The following is a 16,974-nucleotide window of genomic DNA, read 5'->3' on the forward strand; positions in this document are numbered from 1 at the left end:
TGCCACCTGGGAGAACTGACTGGCAGTCAGCCACCCTTGACGCGGTGTGCCCGCGACGGCAGGCTGGCGCGCAGTGATCGCCGAGACCGTCGGCGCGGGAGCCGGAAAGGGGCGCGATGGCAGGCTCGGTGCTCGCCGTCGACCAGGGCACGTCCGGCACCAAGGCCCTGGTGATCTGCCCCGAACGCGGCGTCATCGGCACCGGCTTCGCGGAGGTCCGCCCCAGGTACCTGCCCGGCGGCCTGGTGGAGGCGGACCCGGAGGAGCTGTACGGCTCGGTGGTCGGCGCGGGCCGCCGCGCCCTGGCCGAGGCGGGTGAACCGGTCGCCGCGCTGGGCCTGGCCAACCAGGGCGAGACCGTGCTCGCCTGGGACCCGGGCACGGGCCGCCCGCTCACCGACGCGCTGGTCTGGCAGGACCGCCGTGCCGAGACGGTCTGCGACGGACTGGCGCCCCATGCGGCCGAGTTGCGTCACCTGACCGGCCTGCCTCTCGACCCCTACTTCGCCGCGCCGAAAATGGCCTGGATACGACGGCACCTCACCCGCGAGGGCCGCGTCTCCACCTCCGACGCCTGGCTGGTGCACCGGCTCACCGGAGCCTGTGTCACCGACGCCGCGACCGCCTCCCGCACCCAGCTCCTCGACCTCGACTGCGCCGAGTGGTCACCACGCGCCCTGGAGCTGTACGGCCTGACCGGCGAGCGGCTCCCGGACGTCGTCGACAACGCCGCCCGCATCGGCACCACCACGGCATTCGGCCCCGAACTCCCGCTCACCGGTCTCGCCGTCGACCAGCAGGCCGCCCTGCTCGCCCAGCGCGTCACCGAGCCCGGCACCGCCAAGTGCACCTACGGCACCGGCGCGTTCCTGCTCGCCCAGACCGGCGACACCGCCCGGCGCGGCGCCTCGGGCCTGGTCAGTTGCATCGCCTGGCGGTTCGGCGGACACACCAGCTACTGCCTGGACGGTCAGGTGTACACGGCCGCGTCCGCCGTGCGCTGGCTCACCGACCTCGGTGTCATCACCGGCGCCGCCGACCTCGACACCGTGGGCGCCACCGTGCCGGACGCCGGCGGGGTCACCTTCGTCCCGGCGCTGGCCGGCCTGGCCGCCCCCTGGTGGCGCGGCGACCTGCGCGGCTCGCTCACCGGACTCGGCCTGGACACCGCCCCCGGCCACCTCGTGCGGGCCCTGTGCGAGGGCCTGGCCGCCCAGGTCGTCGAACTCGCCGACGCCGCCGCCGCCGACCTCGGCACCCCGCTGACGGTCCTGCGCGTCGACGGCGGCCTGACCCGCTCGGCGCTGCTCATGCAGACCCAGGCCGACCTGCTGCAACGCCCTGTGGAGGTGTCGGCCCTGCCGGACGCCACCGCACTCGGCGCCGGCGTCCTAGCCCGGCTCGGCGCCGACCCCGGCCTCACTCTCGCCGAGGCGCTGCCCACCGGCGGACCGGCCGCCGTGTACGAGCCCCGCGTCACCCCCGACGAGGCCGCCGAACGCCTCGCCCGCTTCCGCACGGCGGTCGCCGCGCTGCTCGCCGGGAACCCGGCGTGACCCCCACGGCAACCGGACTCGCGCACCCTGCGGCGGCCGGGACCGGCGGGGCGGGCCGGTGTCGTGGTCGGCGCCGCGCCGCCGGACGCCCGGTCGGCCGGGCATCCCACATGTCCCCGACCGTGAGCCCGCCGGTCCGCCCCGCCGGCCCGGCGTCGGTGAGGCCGGCCGGCACCCTGTCGCCGGTCGGCCCGGAGCGCGGTGTGCCGCCCACCGTGACCGTGCCGCCGCCCTCCGCACCGCATGACGCGGGCCGACCCACCCCAGGTGTCGTCCCGCCCCGTTCCCTCGTCCCGCCCCGCACTCCCGCCCCGCCCTCCTGCCCCGCCCTCTCGCCCCCGCGCCGTTCGAACGGACCCCGCATGACGGTCACCGCATCCGGACCCCTGCCCACCGACCCGTATGACGTGGCGATCGTCGGCGCCGGGGTGGTCGGCTGTGCGATCGCCCGGCGGCTCGCGCACCACCCGGGTCTGCGTGTCGCCCTCGTCGAGGCGCAGGACGACGTCGGGCAGGGCACCTCCAAGGCCAACACCGCCATCCTGCACACAGGCTTCGACGCGGTGCCCGGCTCCCTGGAGGCCCGGCTCGTCCGCGAGGGCGCCCGCGAACTCGCCGCCTACGCCGCCCAGTCGGGCATTCCCGTGGAACGCGTCGGCGCGCTGCTCGTCGCCTGGGACCAGGAGCAGCTCGCGGCCCTGCCCCGCCTCGCCGAGAAGGCCGGGCGCAACGAGTACCACGACACCCGCCTCCTCGGCCCCGACGACCTCTACGCCCGCGAACCCCACCTCGGCCCCGGCGCGCTCGGCGCCTTGCACGTGCCGGGCGAGAGCGTCGTCTGCCCGTGGACGACGACCCTGGCGTACGCCACCCAGGCGGTACGTGGCGGAGTCGACCTGCACCTCGACTCGCCGGTCGGACGGATCGGTCACCAGGACGGCGTCCACCACCTGACGACCCCGCGCGGCCCGCTGCGCGCCCGCCGGCTCGTCAACGCGGCCGGACTGCACGCCGACACCCTCGACCGGCGGCTCGGCCACGACGACTTCACCGTCACCCCGCGCCGGGGCCAGCTCATCGTCCACGACACATTCGCCCGCGCCCTCGTCCGCCACATCCTCCTGCCCGTTCCCACCGCCCTCGGCAAGGGCGTACTGGTCGCCCCCACCGTCCACGGCAACGTCCTGCTCGGCCCCACCGCCGAGGACCTCGACGACAAACGCGCCACCCACTCCACCGCCGAGGGCCTGGCACGGCTGCGCGAACAGGGCCGCCGCATCCTCCCCGCCCTGCTGGAGGAGGAGGTCACCGCCGTCTACGCCGGCCTGCGCGCCGCCACCGAGCACGAGGACTACCGGATCACCGCCCACCCGGACCAGGGCAGCGTCACCGTCGGCGGCATCCGCTCCACCGGCCTCACCGCCTCCCTCGCCATCGCCGCGCACGTCACCGGCCTGCTCGCCGGAACCGGCCTCGACCTCGGCCCGCTGCGTCCGCCGGAGCCGGTCCGCGTGCCCAACCTCGGCGAGGCCTTCCCGCGTCCGCACCAGCGGCCCGACCTCGTCGCCGCCGACCCCGAGTACGGTGCCCTGGTCTGCCACTGCGAACGCGTCTCGCGCGGCGAGATCCGCGACGCCCTCGCCAGTACGATCCCGCCCCGCTCCCTGGACGGACTGCGCCGCCGCACCCGCGCCCGGGCGGGCCGCTGCCAGGGCTTCTACTGCGGGGCCGCGGTACGGGCGCTGTTCGAGGAGGCGCGGGGAACGGGGGCGCGGGGATGACCCGTCAGGTCGACGTTCTGGTGGTGGGGGCCGGCCCCGCCGGACTCGTGGCCGCGTCCCTGCTCGCGGTGACCGGCGCCCGCGTCGAGGTCCTGGAGCGGGAGCGGCGGGCCGGGGGAGCGCCGCGCCACTGCGCGCACCGGGGCTTCGGCAACTGGCCGCACGCGCTGACCGGCCCGGCGCACGCCCGTCTGCTCGCCGACGCGGCGGTCCGCGCCGGGGCGGACGTACGGACCGGCGTCACCGCCCTCGACTGGGCGGGCCCGCGCACACTCACGACCGTGGGACCCCGCGGCGCCGAGACCCTCGCCGCCCGAGCCGTCGTCCTCGCCACCGGCGCCCGCGAACGCCCCCGCGCCGCCCGCCTCGTCCCCGGCACCCGCCCCGCCGGCGTGTACACCACCGGCGAACTCCAGCAGGCCGTCCACCTGTACGGGCAGCACATCGGCACCCGCGTGGTGGTCGTCGGCGCGGAGGACGTCTCCTACGCCGCCGCCGGAACCGCGCGCACCGCAGGAGCCGACGTCGTCGCCCTGGTCACCGACCGGACGCGGGCCCATACCGCGCCCGCGCGAGCGCAGACCGCCCGCCTGTGCCACCGCATCCCCCTGCTGACCGGCGCCACGGTCACCGAACTCCTCGGCCGCGGACGCCTGTCGGGCGTGCGCGTACGCCACCGCGACGGCCGTACCGCGACGTTGCCCTGCGACACCGTCGTGTTCACCGGCGACTTCGTCCCCGACCACGAACTCGCCCGGCGCGGCGCGCTGATCCTGGACCCCGGCACCCGCGGCCCCCGCGTGGACGGCGCCCTGCGCACTTCGCGGCCCGGGGTCTTCGCGGCCGGCAGCCTGCTGCACGCCGTGGAGAGCGCGGGGACGGCGGCCCGTGAGGGCGCGTACGCCGCGACGGCCGTACGGAACTGGCTTGCGGACGCTGAGTGGCCCGGGGGCGTCCCGCTGGTCACCCGGGCACCGCTGCGCCGGATCGTCCCGAACCGCGTCACCCCGGCCGACGGCTTCCCGTACCTCCTGCGCACGACGGCCACCCTGACCCGCCCGGTCCTCCACGTCACCCAGGACGGCCGCGGTCTGCACCGGGAGCGGCCGGGCCCGCGTACCGTCCCGCCGAACCGGCCCCTGACGCTGCCGGCCTGCTGGACCCACCGGGTCGACCCGAAGGGCGGCCCGGTACATGTCACGCTCGCCTGAGCGTGTCGCCCGTCTCAGATCACCCGCATCCGTACCAGCGCCGCCAACGTCAGCGCCCCCGGCAGCAGCGGCAGCCAGACGGTCATGAGCCGGAACGCGAGGACCACCGCGGTGGCCACGGCCGCCGGGCCGCCCGCCGCCACCAGCGCCACCACCAGCGCCGCCTCCACCGAACCGATACCGCCCGGCGTGGGCACCAGAGCGACCGCGACCGTCGCCGCCAGATACGCCACCGCCATGTGCCCGGCGGGCACCGGCAGCCCCAGTGCCCGCCCCACCAGGACCAGCGCCGCCGTCTGCAGCGCGGGGAAGGCGAGCGCGCCGCCCCACAACGCCAGCGCCCGTGCCGGGAGGGCGTGCACCGAGCGGGCCTCGCCGAGCGCCGTGCGCAGGAAGGAGACCAGCGCCCCGCGCAGCCGTGGCGCCAGCACGAGCACGCCCGCCGCCACGACCGGCACGGCGCCCGCGACGACCAGCAGCGGTCCCACGGTCCCCTCGGGCAGCAGCGTGCCGAGCCGCAACGCGTCGGGGAACGCGACCAGCAGGGCGCCGAGCAGGGCCACGCGGCCGACGCTCTCCGCCAGCAGGTACAGGGCGAGAGCCGCCGAGGAACGGGCGAGCGGCAGTCCGCACACCGTCATGAACCGCAGATTGACCGCGCTCGCGCCCAGCCCCGTGGGCAGCAGGTGGTTGGCCGCGCCGGCCGCGAACTGCGTGGCGAGCAGCCGCCGTCGCGGCAACCGCTCCACCACGGCGCCCTGCCGGGTGCACGCCGCGGCGACCCAGGTCAGACAGGTCGCGCAGGCCGCGGCCAGCAGCCACGGCCACCGGGCGGTGGCGAGATGGCCGAAGCCCTCGGCGAGCACGGACCGGTGCCGTACCGCGACCACGGTGACCAGCAGCAGCGGAAGCACGCAGCAGACCCGCCGGACCAGGTGGGCACGGCCGTTGCGGCGGACGGGGACGCGGCCGGCGGCGGACTGCTCGGGGAGTTGTACCGCTGTCACATCACCAGAGCTTCCCTGTCCGGCGCCAACTATGGATGTCCGACGCGCGGACGAGGCCTTACGCGCGGACGAGGGCTCACGGACGTTCGAGGGCTCACGGATGACCGGCGGCCGGTCCTTGACCTCAAGGTTGATCGAGGTTCTACCGTCACTCGCATGAGCATGGAGACCACAGCCTGGACCCAACTGCACAGCGTCATGAACGCCGAGCAGGAGCGCCGCCCCCTCGCCCGCGCGACGCTGCGCCGCATCGGCGCGTTCGCCCGCCCGCACCGCCGCCGCATCGTCCGCTTCGTCCTGCTCGGGATGGTGACGGCACTGCTCGCCGTCGCCACGCCCGTACTGGCCGGCGACGTCGTGAACGCGATCGTGTCGGGCGGCGACGAGGCGACCGTCGTACGCCTCGCCCTGCTGATCGCGCTCATCGCGGTCGCCGAGGCGGTGCTCGGCATCCTCTCCCGCAGGCTCTCGGCGACGCTCGGGGAGGGACTCATCCTCGATCTGCGCACGGCTGTGTTCGATCATGTGCAGCGCATGCCGGTCGCGTTCTTCACACGTACTCGTACGGGAGCACTGGTCTCCCGTCTCAACAACGACGTCATCGGCGCCCAACGGGCCTTCAGCAACACGCTGTCCGGAGTGGTGAGCAACCTGGTCACGCTGCTGCTCACCCTGGTCGTCATGCTCACCCTGTCCTGGCAGATCACCCTGCTCGCGCTGATGCTGCTGCCGGTGTTCGTGGTCCCGGCCCGGCACATGGGCCGCCGCATGGCCCACATGCAGCGCGAGGCCGCCACCCTGAACGCCGCCATGGGCACCCGCATGACCGAGCGCTTCTCCGCCCCCGGCGCCACGCTGATCAAGCTCTTCGGCCGCCCGGAGGAGGAGTCGGCCGAGTTCGCCGACCGCGCCCGCCGGGTCGCGGACATCGGCGTGCGCACCGCGACCGCCCAGGCGGCGTTCATCACCGCGCTCACCCTGGTCTCCGCCCTCGCCCTGGCCCTCGTCTACGGCCTCGGCGGCTGGTTCGCCCTGCGCGGCGCCCTGGACCCGGGTGCCGTCGTGTCGCTCGCGCTCCTGCTGACCCGGCTGTACGCGCCGCTCACCGCGCTCGCCGGGGCCCGCGTGGAGATCATGAGCGCCCTGGTCAGCTTCGAGCGGGTCTTCGAGGTGCTGGACCTGACCCCGCTCATCGACGAGAAGCCCGACGCCCGCCCGGTCCCCGACGGCCCGGTCGCCGTCGAGTTCGACGACGTCCGCTTCGGCTACCCGTCCGCCGACAAGGTCTCCCTGGCCTCCCTCGAAGAGGTCGCCTCCCTGGACACCCGGGGCGGCGAGGAGGTTCTGCACGGCCTTTCCTTCCGCGCCGAACCGGGGCAGACCGTCGCGCTCGTCGGATCCTCCGGTGCCGGCAAGTCGACCATCGCCCAGCTGCTGCCGCGCCTGTACGACGCCGACGGCGGCACCGTCCGCGTCGGCGGCGTCGACGTCCGCGACCTGGGCGCCCGGTCACTGCGCGACACCGTCGGCATGGTCACCCAGGACGGCCACCTCTTCCACGACACGGTCCGCGCCAACCTGCAGCTGGCCCGGCCCGGGGCCACCGACACCGAACTGTGGGACGCGCTGCGCCGCGCCCGCCTGGCCGGCCTCGTACGGTCCCTGCCCGACGGCCTGGACACCGTGGTCGGCGAGCGCGGCTACCGGCTCTCCGGCGGTGAGCGCCAGCGCATGACCATCGCCCGGCTGCTGCTGGCCCGCCAGCGCGTCGTCATCCTCGACGAGGCCACCGCCCACCTCGACAACACCTCCGAGGCGGCCGTCCAAGAGGCCCTCACCGAGGCCCTGGAAGGCAGGACCGCCGTGGTGATCGCGCACCGGCTGTCCACGGTCCGGGCGGCCGACCAGATCCTGGTGGTCGAGGCCGGCCGCATCGTGGAACGCGGCACCCACGACGAACTCCTCGCTGCCGACGGCCGCTACGCCCAGCTCCACCGCACCCAGTTCGGACGGCGGACGCCGGCGAAGGCCGAGCGGGCGGCGTAGGACCACCGGTGCGAGGCCGGGCCGGGCCGGCGTGGGCTACGGGGAGCCCGCCGGACCGGCCCGCACGGGCAGGTCCTGCTCGGCCCAGACGACCTTCCCCCCGGGCGTACGGCACGAACCCCAGCGCCGGCACAGCATGTTGATCAGCTGCAGACCGCGCCCGCTCTCGTCGCTCACGTCCGCGTGCTGGATCTGCGGCAGGTCCGGCCCGGAGTCGGAGACCTCCACCGAAAGCCGCTCGTGCCGCAGCAGCCGCAGCTCACCGGGGGCGTTCCCGTACCGCAGGGCGTTGCCGACCAGCTCGCTGACCACCAGCTCCGTCGAGTCGACCAGGTCGTCCAGGCCCCACTTCTCCAACTGCTCGCGCACCGCGGTCCGCGCCTGCCCCGCGGCCTTGCCGTCCGGCGGCAGCGTCCGCACGTACACCTCACCCTCCGGACCGAGCGGCCGGGCGCCGGCCACCAGGACGATCGCGTCGTCGGACCGGTCACCGCCGACCCGCTCGGTGACCGACCGGCACACCGTGCCGTCCTCGGGCACGCCGTCGCCGACCGCTTCGCGCAGCCGCTCCATCTGGGTGGCGAGGTCGACGGTGCGCGACCTGATCAGGCCGTCCGTGTAGAGCGTCAGCCGCCCCCGACCGGGCACGGGGCAGTCGACCGGGTCGTACGGGATCACTCCCGCCCCCAGCGGAGCTCCGGCCGGCACGTCCAGGAACGAGGCGGTGCCGTCGGGACCGGTCAGCAGCGGTGGCGGGTGCCCGGCGCTGGCGATGCGGAAGGTGCTGCCGTACGGGTCGTAGACCGCGCACAGACAGGTGGCGACCTGGTCCTCCTCCAGATCGCGGGCGGCCAGGTCCAGCCGGGCCAGCAGCCGCTCGGGCGCGATGTCGAGCGCCATCAGGGTCCGGGCCACCGTGCGCAGCCGGCCCATGGTCGCGGCGGCGGCCAGACCGCGTCCCATCACGTCGCCCACCATCAGCGCGGTACGGCCGCTGGGCAGCGCGACGACGTCGAACCAGTCGCCGCCGACGGCGGCCGGATCGCCGGCCGGGTCGTAGCACGAGGACACGTCGAGGCCGGGGGTACTGGGGCTGGACCGGGGGAGCAGGGCCCGCTGCAGCGTGACCACGTGCTCGCGCTCGCGCCCGTAGAGCCGGGCGTTGTCGATGGACACGGCCGCCCGGGACGCCAGCTCCATGGCCAGTGCCACGTCGGCCCGGCTGAACGGTGACCGGCTGCCGGCCCGGACGAAGTCGGCCAGGCCCAGCAGCACCCCCCGGGCGACCAGCGGTACCGCGAGGTAGGAGTGCACACCCGCGCGCCGCATGAGCTCGGCCGCCCCGGGGGTGGGCGCGACGGCGTGGAAGTCGGACGGCTCCATGCGGGCGACCAGAACCGGTTTCCGAGTGGTCAGGCACGTGCGTACCAGCCGGTCGGCGGTGTAGACCGACACCTCGCCCACCGGGTCCGGAGCGAGGTCCAGCCCGGGGACCTCGCAGACCGCCATCGCCCTCAGTTCCGGGGTGCCCGCCTCCCCCTCGAAGTGGTCGCCCTCCTGGAACCGCAGCACCGACTCCAGCAGGTCGACCGCGCATCCGTCGGCCAGCTCGGGCACGGTGAAACCGGCCAGTTCCTCCGCGGTGCGCCGCAGGTCCAGCGTCGTCCCGATGCGCACCCCGGCCTCGTTCAGCCACGCCAGCCGACGCCGGGCGCGCACCGCCTCGGTCACCGGGCGCAGGGCGGCCTTGAGCGCCCGGCGGCCGCCGACGAGGGGTTCGGGAGGCCGGCGGACCCCGCGCAGCCACGGTCGTTCCCGCACGCGTCGCCTCCTCCCACGGCCTCCTTCCCCGATTCTGCCCTGCCTCGGGGCGACCGGCGACGGCGGTGTCCCGATCGGCGGCCCTCCGGACCGGGGCCCGCCGGCCGGACCGCCTCAGGCGCGCAGCCACACCGCCGTGTCCCGCGGCAGCCGGCCGTCCGCGTCGAGTGGCCCGCTGCCCAGCAGGAGTGAGCTGTGCGCGGGCAGCCCGGCCGGCCCGGCGGACAGGTTGACGACGCAGATCAGGCCGCCCGGGCGCTGGAAGGCGAGGACGCCGTCCGGTGCGGGCAGCCAGCGCAGCGGGCCGTCACCGAAACCGCCGGTGGTGCGGCGCAGGAGCAGTGCCTCGCGATAGAGCGTGAGCATCGACTCCGGGTCGGCGCTCTGGCGGTCCGCGGCGTACGCCTGCCAGTGTGCGGGCTGCGGCAGCCAGGGCTCCGTCTCGGAGCCGAAACCGCAGTACGGGGCGTCCGCCGACCACGGCAGCGGTACCCGGCAGCCGTCCCGGCCGGGATCGGTGCCCCCGGAGCGGAAGTGCATCGGGTCCTGGATCCGGTCCAGCGGGACGTCCGCTTCGGGCAGGCCCAGTTCCTCCCCCTGGTACAGGTAGACCGACCCGGGCAGGGCCAGCGTCAGCAGTGCGGCGGCCCGGGCGCGCCTGGTCCCGAGAGCGAGGTCGGTCGGGGTGGCGAAGGCCTTCTTGGCGAAGTCGAAGCCGGTGTCCTCGCGGCCGTAGCGGGTCACGGTGCGGGTCACGTCGTGATTGCAGAGCACCCAGGTGGCGGGGGCGCCGACGGGCGCGTGCTCGGCCAGCGTGTCGTCGATGGTACGGCGCAGCCGGCCCGCGTCCCAGGGGCAGGACAGGAAGTTGAAGTTGAAGGCGGTGTGCAGTTCGTCGGGCCGCAGGTAGCGGGCGAAGCGTTCCGCGTCCGGCAGCCACACCTCGCCCACGAACACGGCTCCGTACTCGTCGGCGATGGCCCGCCAGGAGCGGTAGATGTCGTGCAGTTCGTCCTGGTCGATGTAGGGGTGCGGGTCGACGCCCTCCTCGAAGTCCGCGAGTGCCGGGTCCTTGGCGAGCAGAGCGGCGGAGTCGATGCGCACGCCCGCGACACCGCGGTCGAACCAGAAGCGCAGCACGTCCTCGTGCTCCCGGCGCACCTCGGGATGGGCCCAGTTGAGGTCGGGCTGTTCGGGGGTGAAGAGGTGGAGGTACCACTCGCCGTCCGGGACCCGGGTCCAGGTGCGCCCGGAGAACTGGGAGGGCCAGTCGTTGGGCGGGAGTTCGCCGTTCTCGCCGCGCCCCGGGCGGAAGTGGAAGCGCTCCCGCTCCGCGCTGCCCGGACCGGCGGCCAGTGCCGCCCGGAACCAGGCGTGCCGGTCCGAGACGTGGTTGGGGACGATGTCGACGATGGTGCGCAGGCCCAGCTCCCGTGCCTCGGCGATCAGTTTCTCGGCCTCGCCGAGCGTGCCGAAGGCCGGGTCGATCGTGCGGTAGTCGGCCACGTCGTAGCCGCCGTCGACGAGCGGTGAGACGTACCAGGGGGTGAACCAGACGGCGTCGACCCCGAGTTCGGCGAGGTAGGGCAGTCTCGCCCGGACGCCCGCGAGGTCACCGGTGCCGTCGCCGTCGCCGTCGGCGAAACTGCGGGGATACACCTGGTAGATGACGGCGTCGCGCCACCAGTCGTCGGTGCGGTGCGAGTTGGGGGCTGCCACGTGACGGTCCTTTCGGGCAGGTTGGATCTTCGCCGCCGGCCCGGACAGGGCGGGGCGTCGGACGGACCGGCGGCGAAGGCTGACGGGGACGGCCGGGCGGGGAGGGAGACGGGCTCAGTGCCTCAGCCCTTGAGCCCGCCGGCGGTGAGTCCGCTCATGATGTTGCGCTGGAAGATCAGGAAGATGATCAGGGTCGGCAGGGAGGCCATGGCGAGCGCGGCGATCAGCACGTTGACGGGCACTCCGTTGGACAGGGAGTAGATGCCGACGTTCAGCGTCTGCCTGGCCGGGTCGGGCAGCGTCAGCATGGGCCAGAGGAAGTCTTTCCAGACGCCCACGATCGCGAAGATGGACACCACGCCGAGGATCGGCCGCGAGATGGGCAGCACGATCGACCACAGGGTGCGCATCGGAGAGGCGCCGTCCATCGACGCAGCGTCCAGCAGCTCCCTGGGGATCGAGTCGAAGAACCGCTTCAGGAGGAAGATGTTGAAGGCGTTGGTCACCGAGGGCAGCCAGATCGCCCACGGCGTGTTGAGCAGGTTGCGTTCGAAGATCGGCACGTCGAGCACCGTCAGGTACTGCGGCACCACCAGCACCGTCGCCGGGATCATGAGCGTCGCCAGCATCATGCCCAGGATGGCCTTGCCGAAGACCGGGCGGAGCTTGGACAGCGAGTACGCCGCCGCCACGTCGAGCACCAGTTGGAAGGCGAGGGCGCCGAACGCGTAGTACAGCGTGTTCCCCAGCAGGCCGGCCAGGTCCATGACGTTCCAGGCCTGCGAGTAGTTGTCGGGTTCGAACGACTCGGGAACCAGTGTCGGCGGGGTCCGGACGGCTTCCTGGGTGTCCTTGAAACCACTGGAGACCATCCAGTACATCGGGCCGAGGAAGACCACGGTGAAGAGCGTGACGACGCCGCCGAACGTCACCCAGTAGAGGGCCTTGCCGCGGGGCCTGGCGAGCTGGGCCGGTGAGATGAGCGTGCGTGTGGACATCTGTGGTTTCCCCCGGCCTACTCGTCCTCGGCGCGGCTGAGCTTCACGTACGCCGCCGAGAACCCGGCGAGGAGTACGAGGAGCAGCAGGCCGAGGGCCGCCGCGGCGCCGTAGTCGTTGAAGTTGAAGGCGTACTGGTAGATGAGGTAGACGACGGTGGTGGTCGAACCCTCGGGGCCGGCGCCGCCGGTGAGCAGGAAGGGTTCCACGAAGACCTGCATGGTGGCGATGATCTGCATGAGCAGCATCAGCGAGAGGATGAGCCGCGTCTGCGGAATCGTCACGTGCCAGACCTTGCGCAGCAGCCCGGCCCCGTCGAGCTCCGCCGCCTCGTACAGCTCACCGGGTATGCCCTGGAGCGCGGCGAGGTAGATCAGTGCCGCGCCGCCCATGTTCATCCAGGTCGACGCGATGACCACGGAGAGCATGGAGAGGTCGGGATCCTGCAGCCACTGCTGCTCGGGCAGTCCGAAGAAGCCGAACAGCTCGTTGAGCAGGCCGTAGCCGGGGTCGTACAGGTACTTGAAGAGCAGCACGGCGGCGACCGGGGGCAGCATCACCGGCAGATAGACCAGCAGCCGCAAGTACCCTTTGCCGTGCCGGAGTTCGTTGATGACGAGCGCGACCACGAAGGGCACGGCGAAGCCGAAGACCAAGGCCAGCACGGTGAACAGCAGCGTGTTGCGCCACGCCTGCCAGAACGCGGGGTCGTTGAAGACCGTGCGCAGGTTGTCCAGGCCGGCCCAGGAGACCTCGCCCTGGTCCGTCTTCTGGAAGGCGAGGAAGAACTCCCGGACCATCGGGTACCAGGAGAAGAACGCGAAGCAGAGTAGCGCCCCGAGCAGGAAGCCGTGCGCGGTGAGATTGCGCTTCAGGCTTCTGCCGAAGGACCCGCCGGGCGGGGGCGGGCCGTCCACCGGCGGCTTGGAGTGGCGGGATCTCGCCGCCTTGCTCGGGGTCAGGCTGGGGGCCGACATCGTCGCTCCTCGGGACTGATCTCATGAGCCCCGGAGGGCGGTGCGGCCCGCCCTCCGAGGGGGCCGGTCACTGCGTGGCCAGTACCTGGTTGACCTGCTGCTCCGCGGTGGAGAGCAGCTTGTCGACGTCGGCGTCCTCGTTGGTGAGGATGCCGGACATCACGTTGTCCAGGACCTTGTAGACCTCCTGGGCCTTCGGCGGCTCGGCCTTGCCCGGGACCGGGTTGTCCATGAACATCTTGAAGTTCTCGACCGGCATGGTGGCGTGCTCGATCCGGGCCGCGTCGTCCTTCTCCTTCGACTCGTTGAGCCAGAAGTTCGGCTGCGGCAGGCCTACCGGCAGGTCGTCCTTCTTCTTGCGGGCCCAGTCGAACTGACCCTGGCCGACGGTGAGGTTCTTGAAGTCCAGCCAGGCGACGGCGGCCTTGATCTTGTCGGGGGAGATGCCCTCCTTGATCATGTAGCCGTTGCCGCCGGCGAGGGTGTTCTTCTCGCCCGGGATCGGGCCCATGCCGAAGTTCTCGTAGTCGGCGCCGAGTTGCTGCACCATGTACGTGATGTCGTCGGGTGCGGCGAGGAACATGCCGAGCTTGTCGGTGGCGATCTGCTTCTGCAGGTCGCCCCACTTCAGCAGTTGGGTCTTGCCCATGCTCTCGTCCTCCCAGCGCATGGCGTGGAGGTTCTCGGCGACCTGCTTGCCCAGCGCGTTGTTGAACGCCGCCTTCCTGCCGCCGGCGTCCACGACCTCGCCGCCGAGGCTGTACAGCTGCGCGGTGAAGTGCCAGCCGCCGGTGTTGCCCGCGCTGTACTCGCCGAAGCCGGCGATACCGTCGCCGAGGCCGGCGATCTTCTTGGCGGCGGTGCGGACCTCGTCCCAGGTGCGCGGCGGGCTGTCCGGATCGAGTCCGGCCTCCTCGAAGAGCCTGCGGTTGATCAGCAGGCCCATCGTGTAGTTGCTCTCGGGCAGGCCGTAGAGCTTGTTCTCGTGCTTGAGCGAGCCCAGGACGTCGGGATCGATGTCCTTCAGGGCCGGCACGGTCTTGTCGTTGACGTACGCGGTGATGTCCTCGGCGCCGCCGTTGTCCAGCACCTGGGGCAGGTCGGTGAAGTACGTGTAGAAGACGTCGGGCTGCGACTTGGCCTTGAGCATCGCCGTGAAGCGCGGCGGCTCCAGGCACTGGCCCGGGGTGGAGCGGCCGTCGATGGTGACGTTCGGGTACTTCTCGTTGAACGTCTTGACGTCCTCCTTCCACTCCCTCAGCTCGGCCGCCTTCGCCGCCGGGGGCATGCAGTCGATGGTGATCGTCACCTTGGTCTTCGGGTCCAGCGGAACAGCCGGGTCGGAGGACCCGCTGCCGCCTTCGGAACCGCCGCCGTCGTCACTGCTGCTCGTGCCGCAGGCGGCCAGAGCGGTCAGGGTGAGAGCGGAGACGAGCGTGATGGCGCCGGCACGGCGAGTACGGCGGAACCGAGCACTTCTCATGGGTGGTCCCCTTCGGGCATGAACGTGGAAGGCGCCCCACCGCCGATGCGTTGTGGGGCGCCGCTCACTCAACCACCGCGAACAAGTGGACGCAATATCTCGCTCTGATTTAGTAAATGCTCGACAGTTCGTCGAAGATGTGAGGCCGTCCTTACGTGGCGGATGCCTGTGCCGTGGAGCCGCGGACGACGAGTTCGGGCTCGAAGAGCAGCTCGCCGTGGGGTACTTCGGTGCCCTGGATCTGGGCGCAGAGGAGGTCGACGGCGGCGCGTCCCATGGCCTCGATGGGCTGGCGGACGGTGGTGAGCGGGGGTTCGGTGCAGGTCATGAAGGCGGAGTCGTCGTAGCCGACGACGGATACGTCGCGGGGTACGTGCAGTCCGCGCCGGCGGGCGGCGCGTACGGCGCCGAGGGCCAGGGGGTCGCTGGCGCAGATGATGCCGGTGACGCCCCGTTCGAGCAGGCGTGAGGCGGCGGCCTGGCCGCCTTCGAGTGAGAACATGGCCCGCTCGACGAAGTCTTCGGGCAGTTCGGCGTTGATGGCCTGGGCCGCTTGGCGGGCGGCGGTCAGTTTGCGACGGGAGGGGATGTGGTCGGAGGGGCCGAGCAGCAGGCCGATGCGCTCGTGGCCGAGGGAGGCCAGGTGCCGCCAGGACTGCTCGACGGCCACGGCGTCGTCGCAGGCGATGCAGGGGAAGTCGAGGTCCGCGATGGAGGCGTTGACGAGGACCACCGGGATGTTGCGTTCCGCGAGCAGCCGGTAGTGGTCGTGCGGGGCGTCGGCCTGGGCGAACAGCCCACCCGCGAAGACGACGCCCGACACCTGCTGCTGTAGCAGCAACTCGACGTAGTCGGCCTCGGAGACGCCGCCCTTGGTCTGGGTGCACAGCACCGGCGTCAGCCCCTGCTGGGCCAGCGCGCCCCCGATGACCTCGGCGAACGCGGGAAAGATCGGGTTCTGCAACTCCGGCAGTACCAGCCCCACCAGCCGCGCGCGCTCGCCCCGCAGCTGCGTCGGCCGCTCGTACCCCAGGACGTCCAACGCGCTCAGCACCGACTGCCGGGTCGCCTCCGAAACCCCCGGTTTGTCGTTGAGTACCCGGCTGACCGTGGCCTCGCTGACCCCAACCTTCTTCGCCACCTGAGCAAGTCGTCGCGTCATATACGCAAGGCTAGCGCAAGTATCGCAAGCCGCTTGCTCTCCAGTCGTATTGAGGCGCTTGCGTCCGTCTGTGTGGCGTATGTCCTTTTCATTCCATTCTGATCCGGGCGACGACCGGAAGGTGGTCGCTTCCGGTCGCGGGGAGGGTGCGGATGTGGCCGACGGTCGCGGAGCGGGCCATGACCTGGTCGATACGGGCCAGCGGGAAGGCGGCGGGGAAGCTGAGGGCGACGCCCCGTTCGGCCACGTTCAGATGTGCCGTCAGGGGAACCAGCGCCCGGTCGTCGACCGTGCCGTTGAGGTCGCCCAGCAGGACGACCGGGTCGAGTCCCTCGGCCGCGACGGCGTCTCCCAGCAGGCCGGCGCTCTCGTCACGCCAGGACGAGGCGAGGCCGCTCGCCCCGACACGTACCGAGGGAAGGTGGGCGACGTACACGGCGATCTCGCCGTGCGGCGTGTGCGCCGAGGTCCGCAGCCCGCGGTTCCACTGCTCCGTGATGCCCCGGGGCTTGATGTCGAGTGGCCGGGCACCGGTGAGCGGATGCTTCGACCAGAGTCCGACCGTGCCCTCCACCGCCCGGTACGGGTAGTGCGGGGCGAGAGTCTTCTCGTACACGGCGAGCGCCGGGGGCACCAGCTCCTGGAGCGCTATGAGGTCGGGCCCGGCATCGGCCAGGGCGCGGGCCGTGCCCGAGGGATCGGCGTTCTCGTCGCTGACGTTGTGCTGCGCCACGACCAGGTCGCCGGGGCCGGGATCCGGCGCGGGCAGGAGCAGCCCGCCGAAGAGGTACGTCCAGGCCGCCACCGGCAGGAGCAGCGCCACCAGCGCCAGGGCCGAGCGACGCAGCAGCGCGAGGGCGAGCAGCACGACGACGACCAGGCCGAGCCACGGCAGGAACGACTCCAGCAGACTGCCCAGCCCGACCGCCGCATTGGGAACGACCCCGTGGAACATCATCAGGGCGGCCGTCAGTGCCGCCGCCCCGGCGAGCACGCGCCCCCGCGCCCAGGCCGACCGGCCCCACGCTGTCTTCCGCTCGGCCATCATCGCCTCCGTCCCTCGTCCTTGATCGTCAGGACGCGTCACCGGGTGCGTGGGGTTCCGGTTGTGTCCGGGGCGTTGGTGAGGTGGTCGGTGTCCTCGGCGGACTTGGCGGGCAACTCCCGCATGACGCGCCCGGCGCGTGCCGGGGCCGACGCCCCGCGCACTGGC

At 72.8% G+C, this 16,974-nt stretch carries 12 protein-coding genes; 4 read left to right on the forward strand and 8 right to left on the reverse strand.

Features of this window, described 5'->3' with window-relative positions:
• The first annotated feature begins 116 nt into the window (after positions 1-116).
• The 3 genes from ACZ4V1_RS14895 to ACZ4V1_RS14905 all read left to right on the forward strand — a co-directional run bounded on the left by ACZ4V1_RS14895 (position 117) and on the right by ACZ4V1_RS14905 (position 4,548).
• Positions 117-1,556 carry an FGGY family carbohydrate kinase gene (locus ACZ4V1_RS14895; protein WP_468334728.1) on the forward strand — a complete coding sequence of 480 codons (1,440 nt, stop codon included), beginning with the start codon at positions 117-119 and terminating at the stop codon, positions 1,554-1,556.
• Positions 1,557-1,918: 362 nt separating this feature from the next.
• A complete protein-coding gene (locus ACZ4V1_RS14900) occupies positions 1,919-3,337 on the forward strand; it encodes an FAD-dependent oxidoreductase (protein WP_468334731.1) in 1,419 nt (472 codons plus the stop codon).
• Positions 3,334-4,548, forward strand: coding sequence for an NAD(P)/FAD-dependent oxidoreductase (locus ACZ4V1_RS14905; protein WP_468334734.1), 1,215 nt, complete (start codon positions 3,334-3,336; stop codon positions 4,546-4,548). The genes ACZ4V1_RS14900 and ACZ4V1_RS14905 overlap by 4 nt, the downstream gene beginning before the upstream one ends.
• Positions 4,549-4,562: 14 nt before the next feature.
• On the opposite strand, the gene ACZ4V1_RS14910 is transcribed toward ACZ4V1_RS14905, so the two are convergent.
• Entirely contained in the window at positions 4,563-5,462 is a 900-nt protein-coding gene (locus ACZ4V1_RS14910) for a lysylphosphatidylglycerol synthase transmembrane domain-containing protein (RefSeq protein WP_468334864.1), read from the reverse strand.
• Between the two features lie 249 nt (positions 5,463-5,711).
• On the opposite strand from ACZ4V1_RS14910, the gene ACZ4V1_RS14915 reads away from it, so the two are divergent.
• Complete coding sequence (locus tag ACZ4V1_RS14915) at positions 5,712-7,601, forward strand: ABC transporter ATP-binding protein (RefSeq protein ID WP_468334737.1); 1,890 nt, start codon at positions 5,712-5,714, stop codon at positions 7,599-7,601.
• A 36-nt stretch (positions 7,602-7,637) separates the two neighbouring features.
• On the opposite strand, the gene ACZ4V1_RS14920 is transcribed toward ACZ4V1_RS14915, so the two are convergent.
• The 7 genes from ACZ4V1_RS14920 to ACZ4V1_RS14950 form a co-directional block, all read right to left on the reverse strand.
• Entirely contained in the window at positions 7,638-9,422 is a 1,785-nt protein-coding gene (locus tag ACZ4V1_RS14920; RefSeq protein WP_468334740.1) for an ATP-binding SpoIIE family protein phosphatase, read from the reverse strand.
• A gap of 114 nt (positions 9,423-9,536) precedes the next feature.
• Entirely contained in the window at positions 9,537-11,141 is a 1,605-nt protein-coding gene (locus ACZ4V1_RS14925) for a glycoside hydrolase family 13 protein (RefSeq protein WP_468334742.1), read from the reverse strand.
• Between the two features lie 122 nt (positions 11,142-11,263).
• Complete coding sequence (locus tag ACZ4V1_RS14930; RefSeq protein WP_468334745.1) at positions 11,264-12,139, reverse strand: carbohydrate ABC transporter permease; 876 nt, start codon at positions 12,137-12,139, stop codon at positions 11,264-11,266.
• Positions 12,140-12,156: 17 nt separating this feature from the next.
• Positions 12,157-13,116 carry a carbohydrate ABC transporter permease gene (locus tag ACZ4V1_RS14935; RefSeq protein ID WP_468334748.1) on the reverse strand — a complete coding sequence of 320 codons (960 nt, stop codon included), beginning with the start codon at positions 13,114-13,116 and terminating at the stop codon, positions 12,157-12,159.
• 67 nt (positions 13,117-13,183) lie between these two features.
• On the reverse strand, positions 13,184-14,599 hold the full coding sequence (locus ACZ4V1_RS14940) for an ABC transporter substrate-binding protein (protein WP_468334751.1): 1,416 nt from the start codon (positions 14,597-14,599) through the stop codon (positions 13,184-13,186).
• 151 nt (positions 14,600-14,750) lie between these two features.
• A complete protein-coding gene (locus ACZ4V1_RS14945; RefSeq protein ID WP_468334754.1) occupies positions 14,751-15,761 on the reverse strand; it encodes a LacI family DNA-binding transcriptional regulator in 1,011 nt (336 codons plus the stop codon).
• A gap of 88 nt (positions 15,762-15,849) precedes the next feature.
• Positions 15,850-16,806 (reverse strand): endonuclease/exonuclease/phosphatase family protein, encoded by a 957-nt coding sequence (locus ACZ4V1_RS14950; protein WP_468334757.1) that lies wholly within the window; start codon positions 16,804-16,806, stop codon positions 15,850-15,852.
• Between the last annotated feature and the right edge of the window lie 168 nt (positions 16,807-16,974).

This window comes from Streptomyces sp. NPDC028991 (assembly GCF_055564775.1).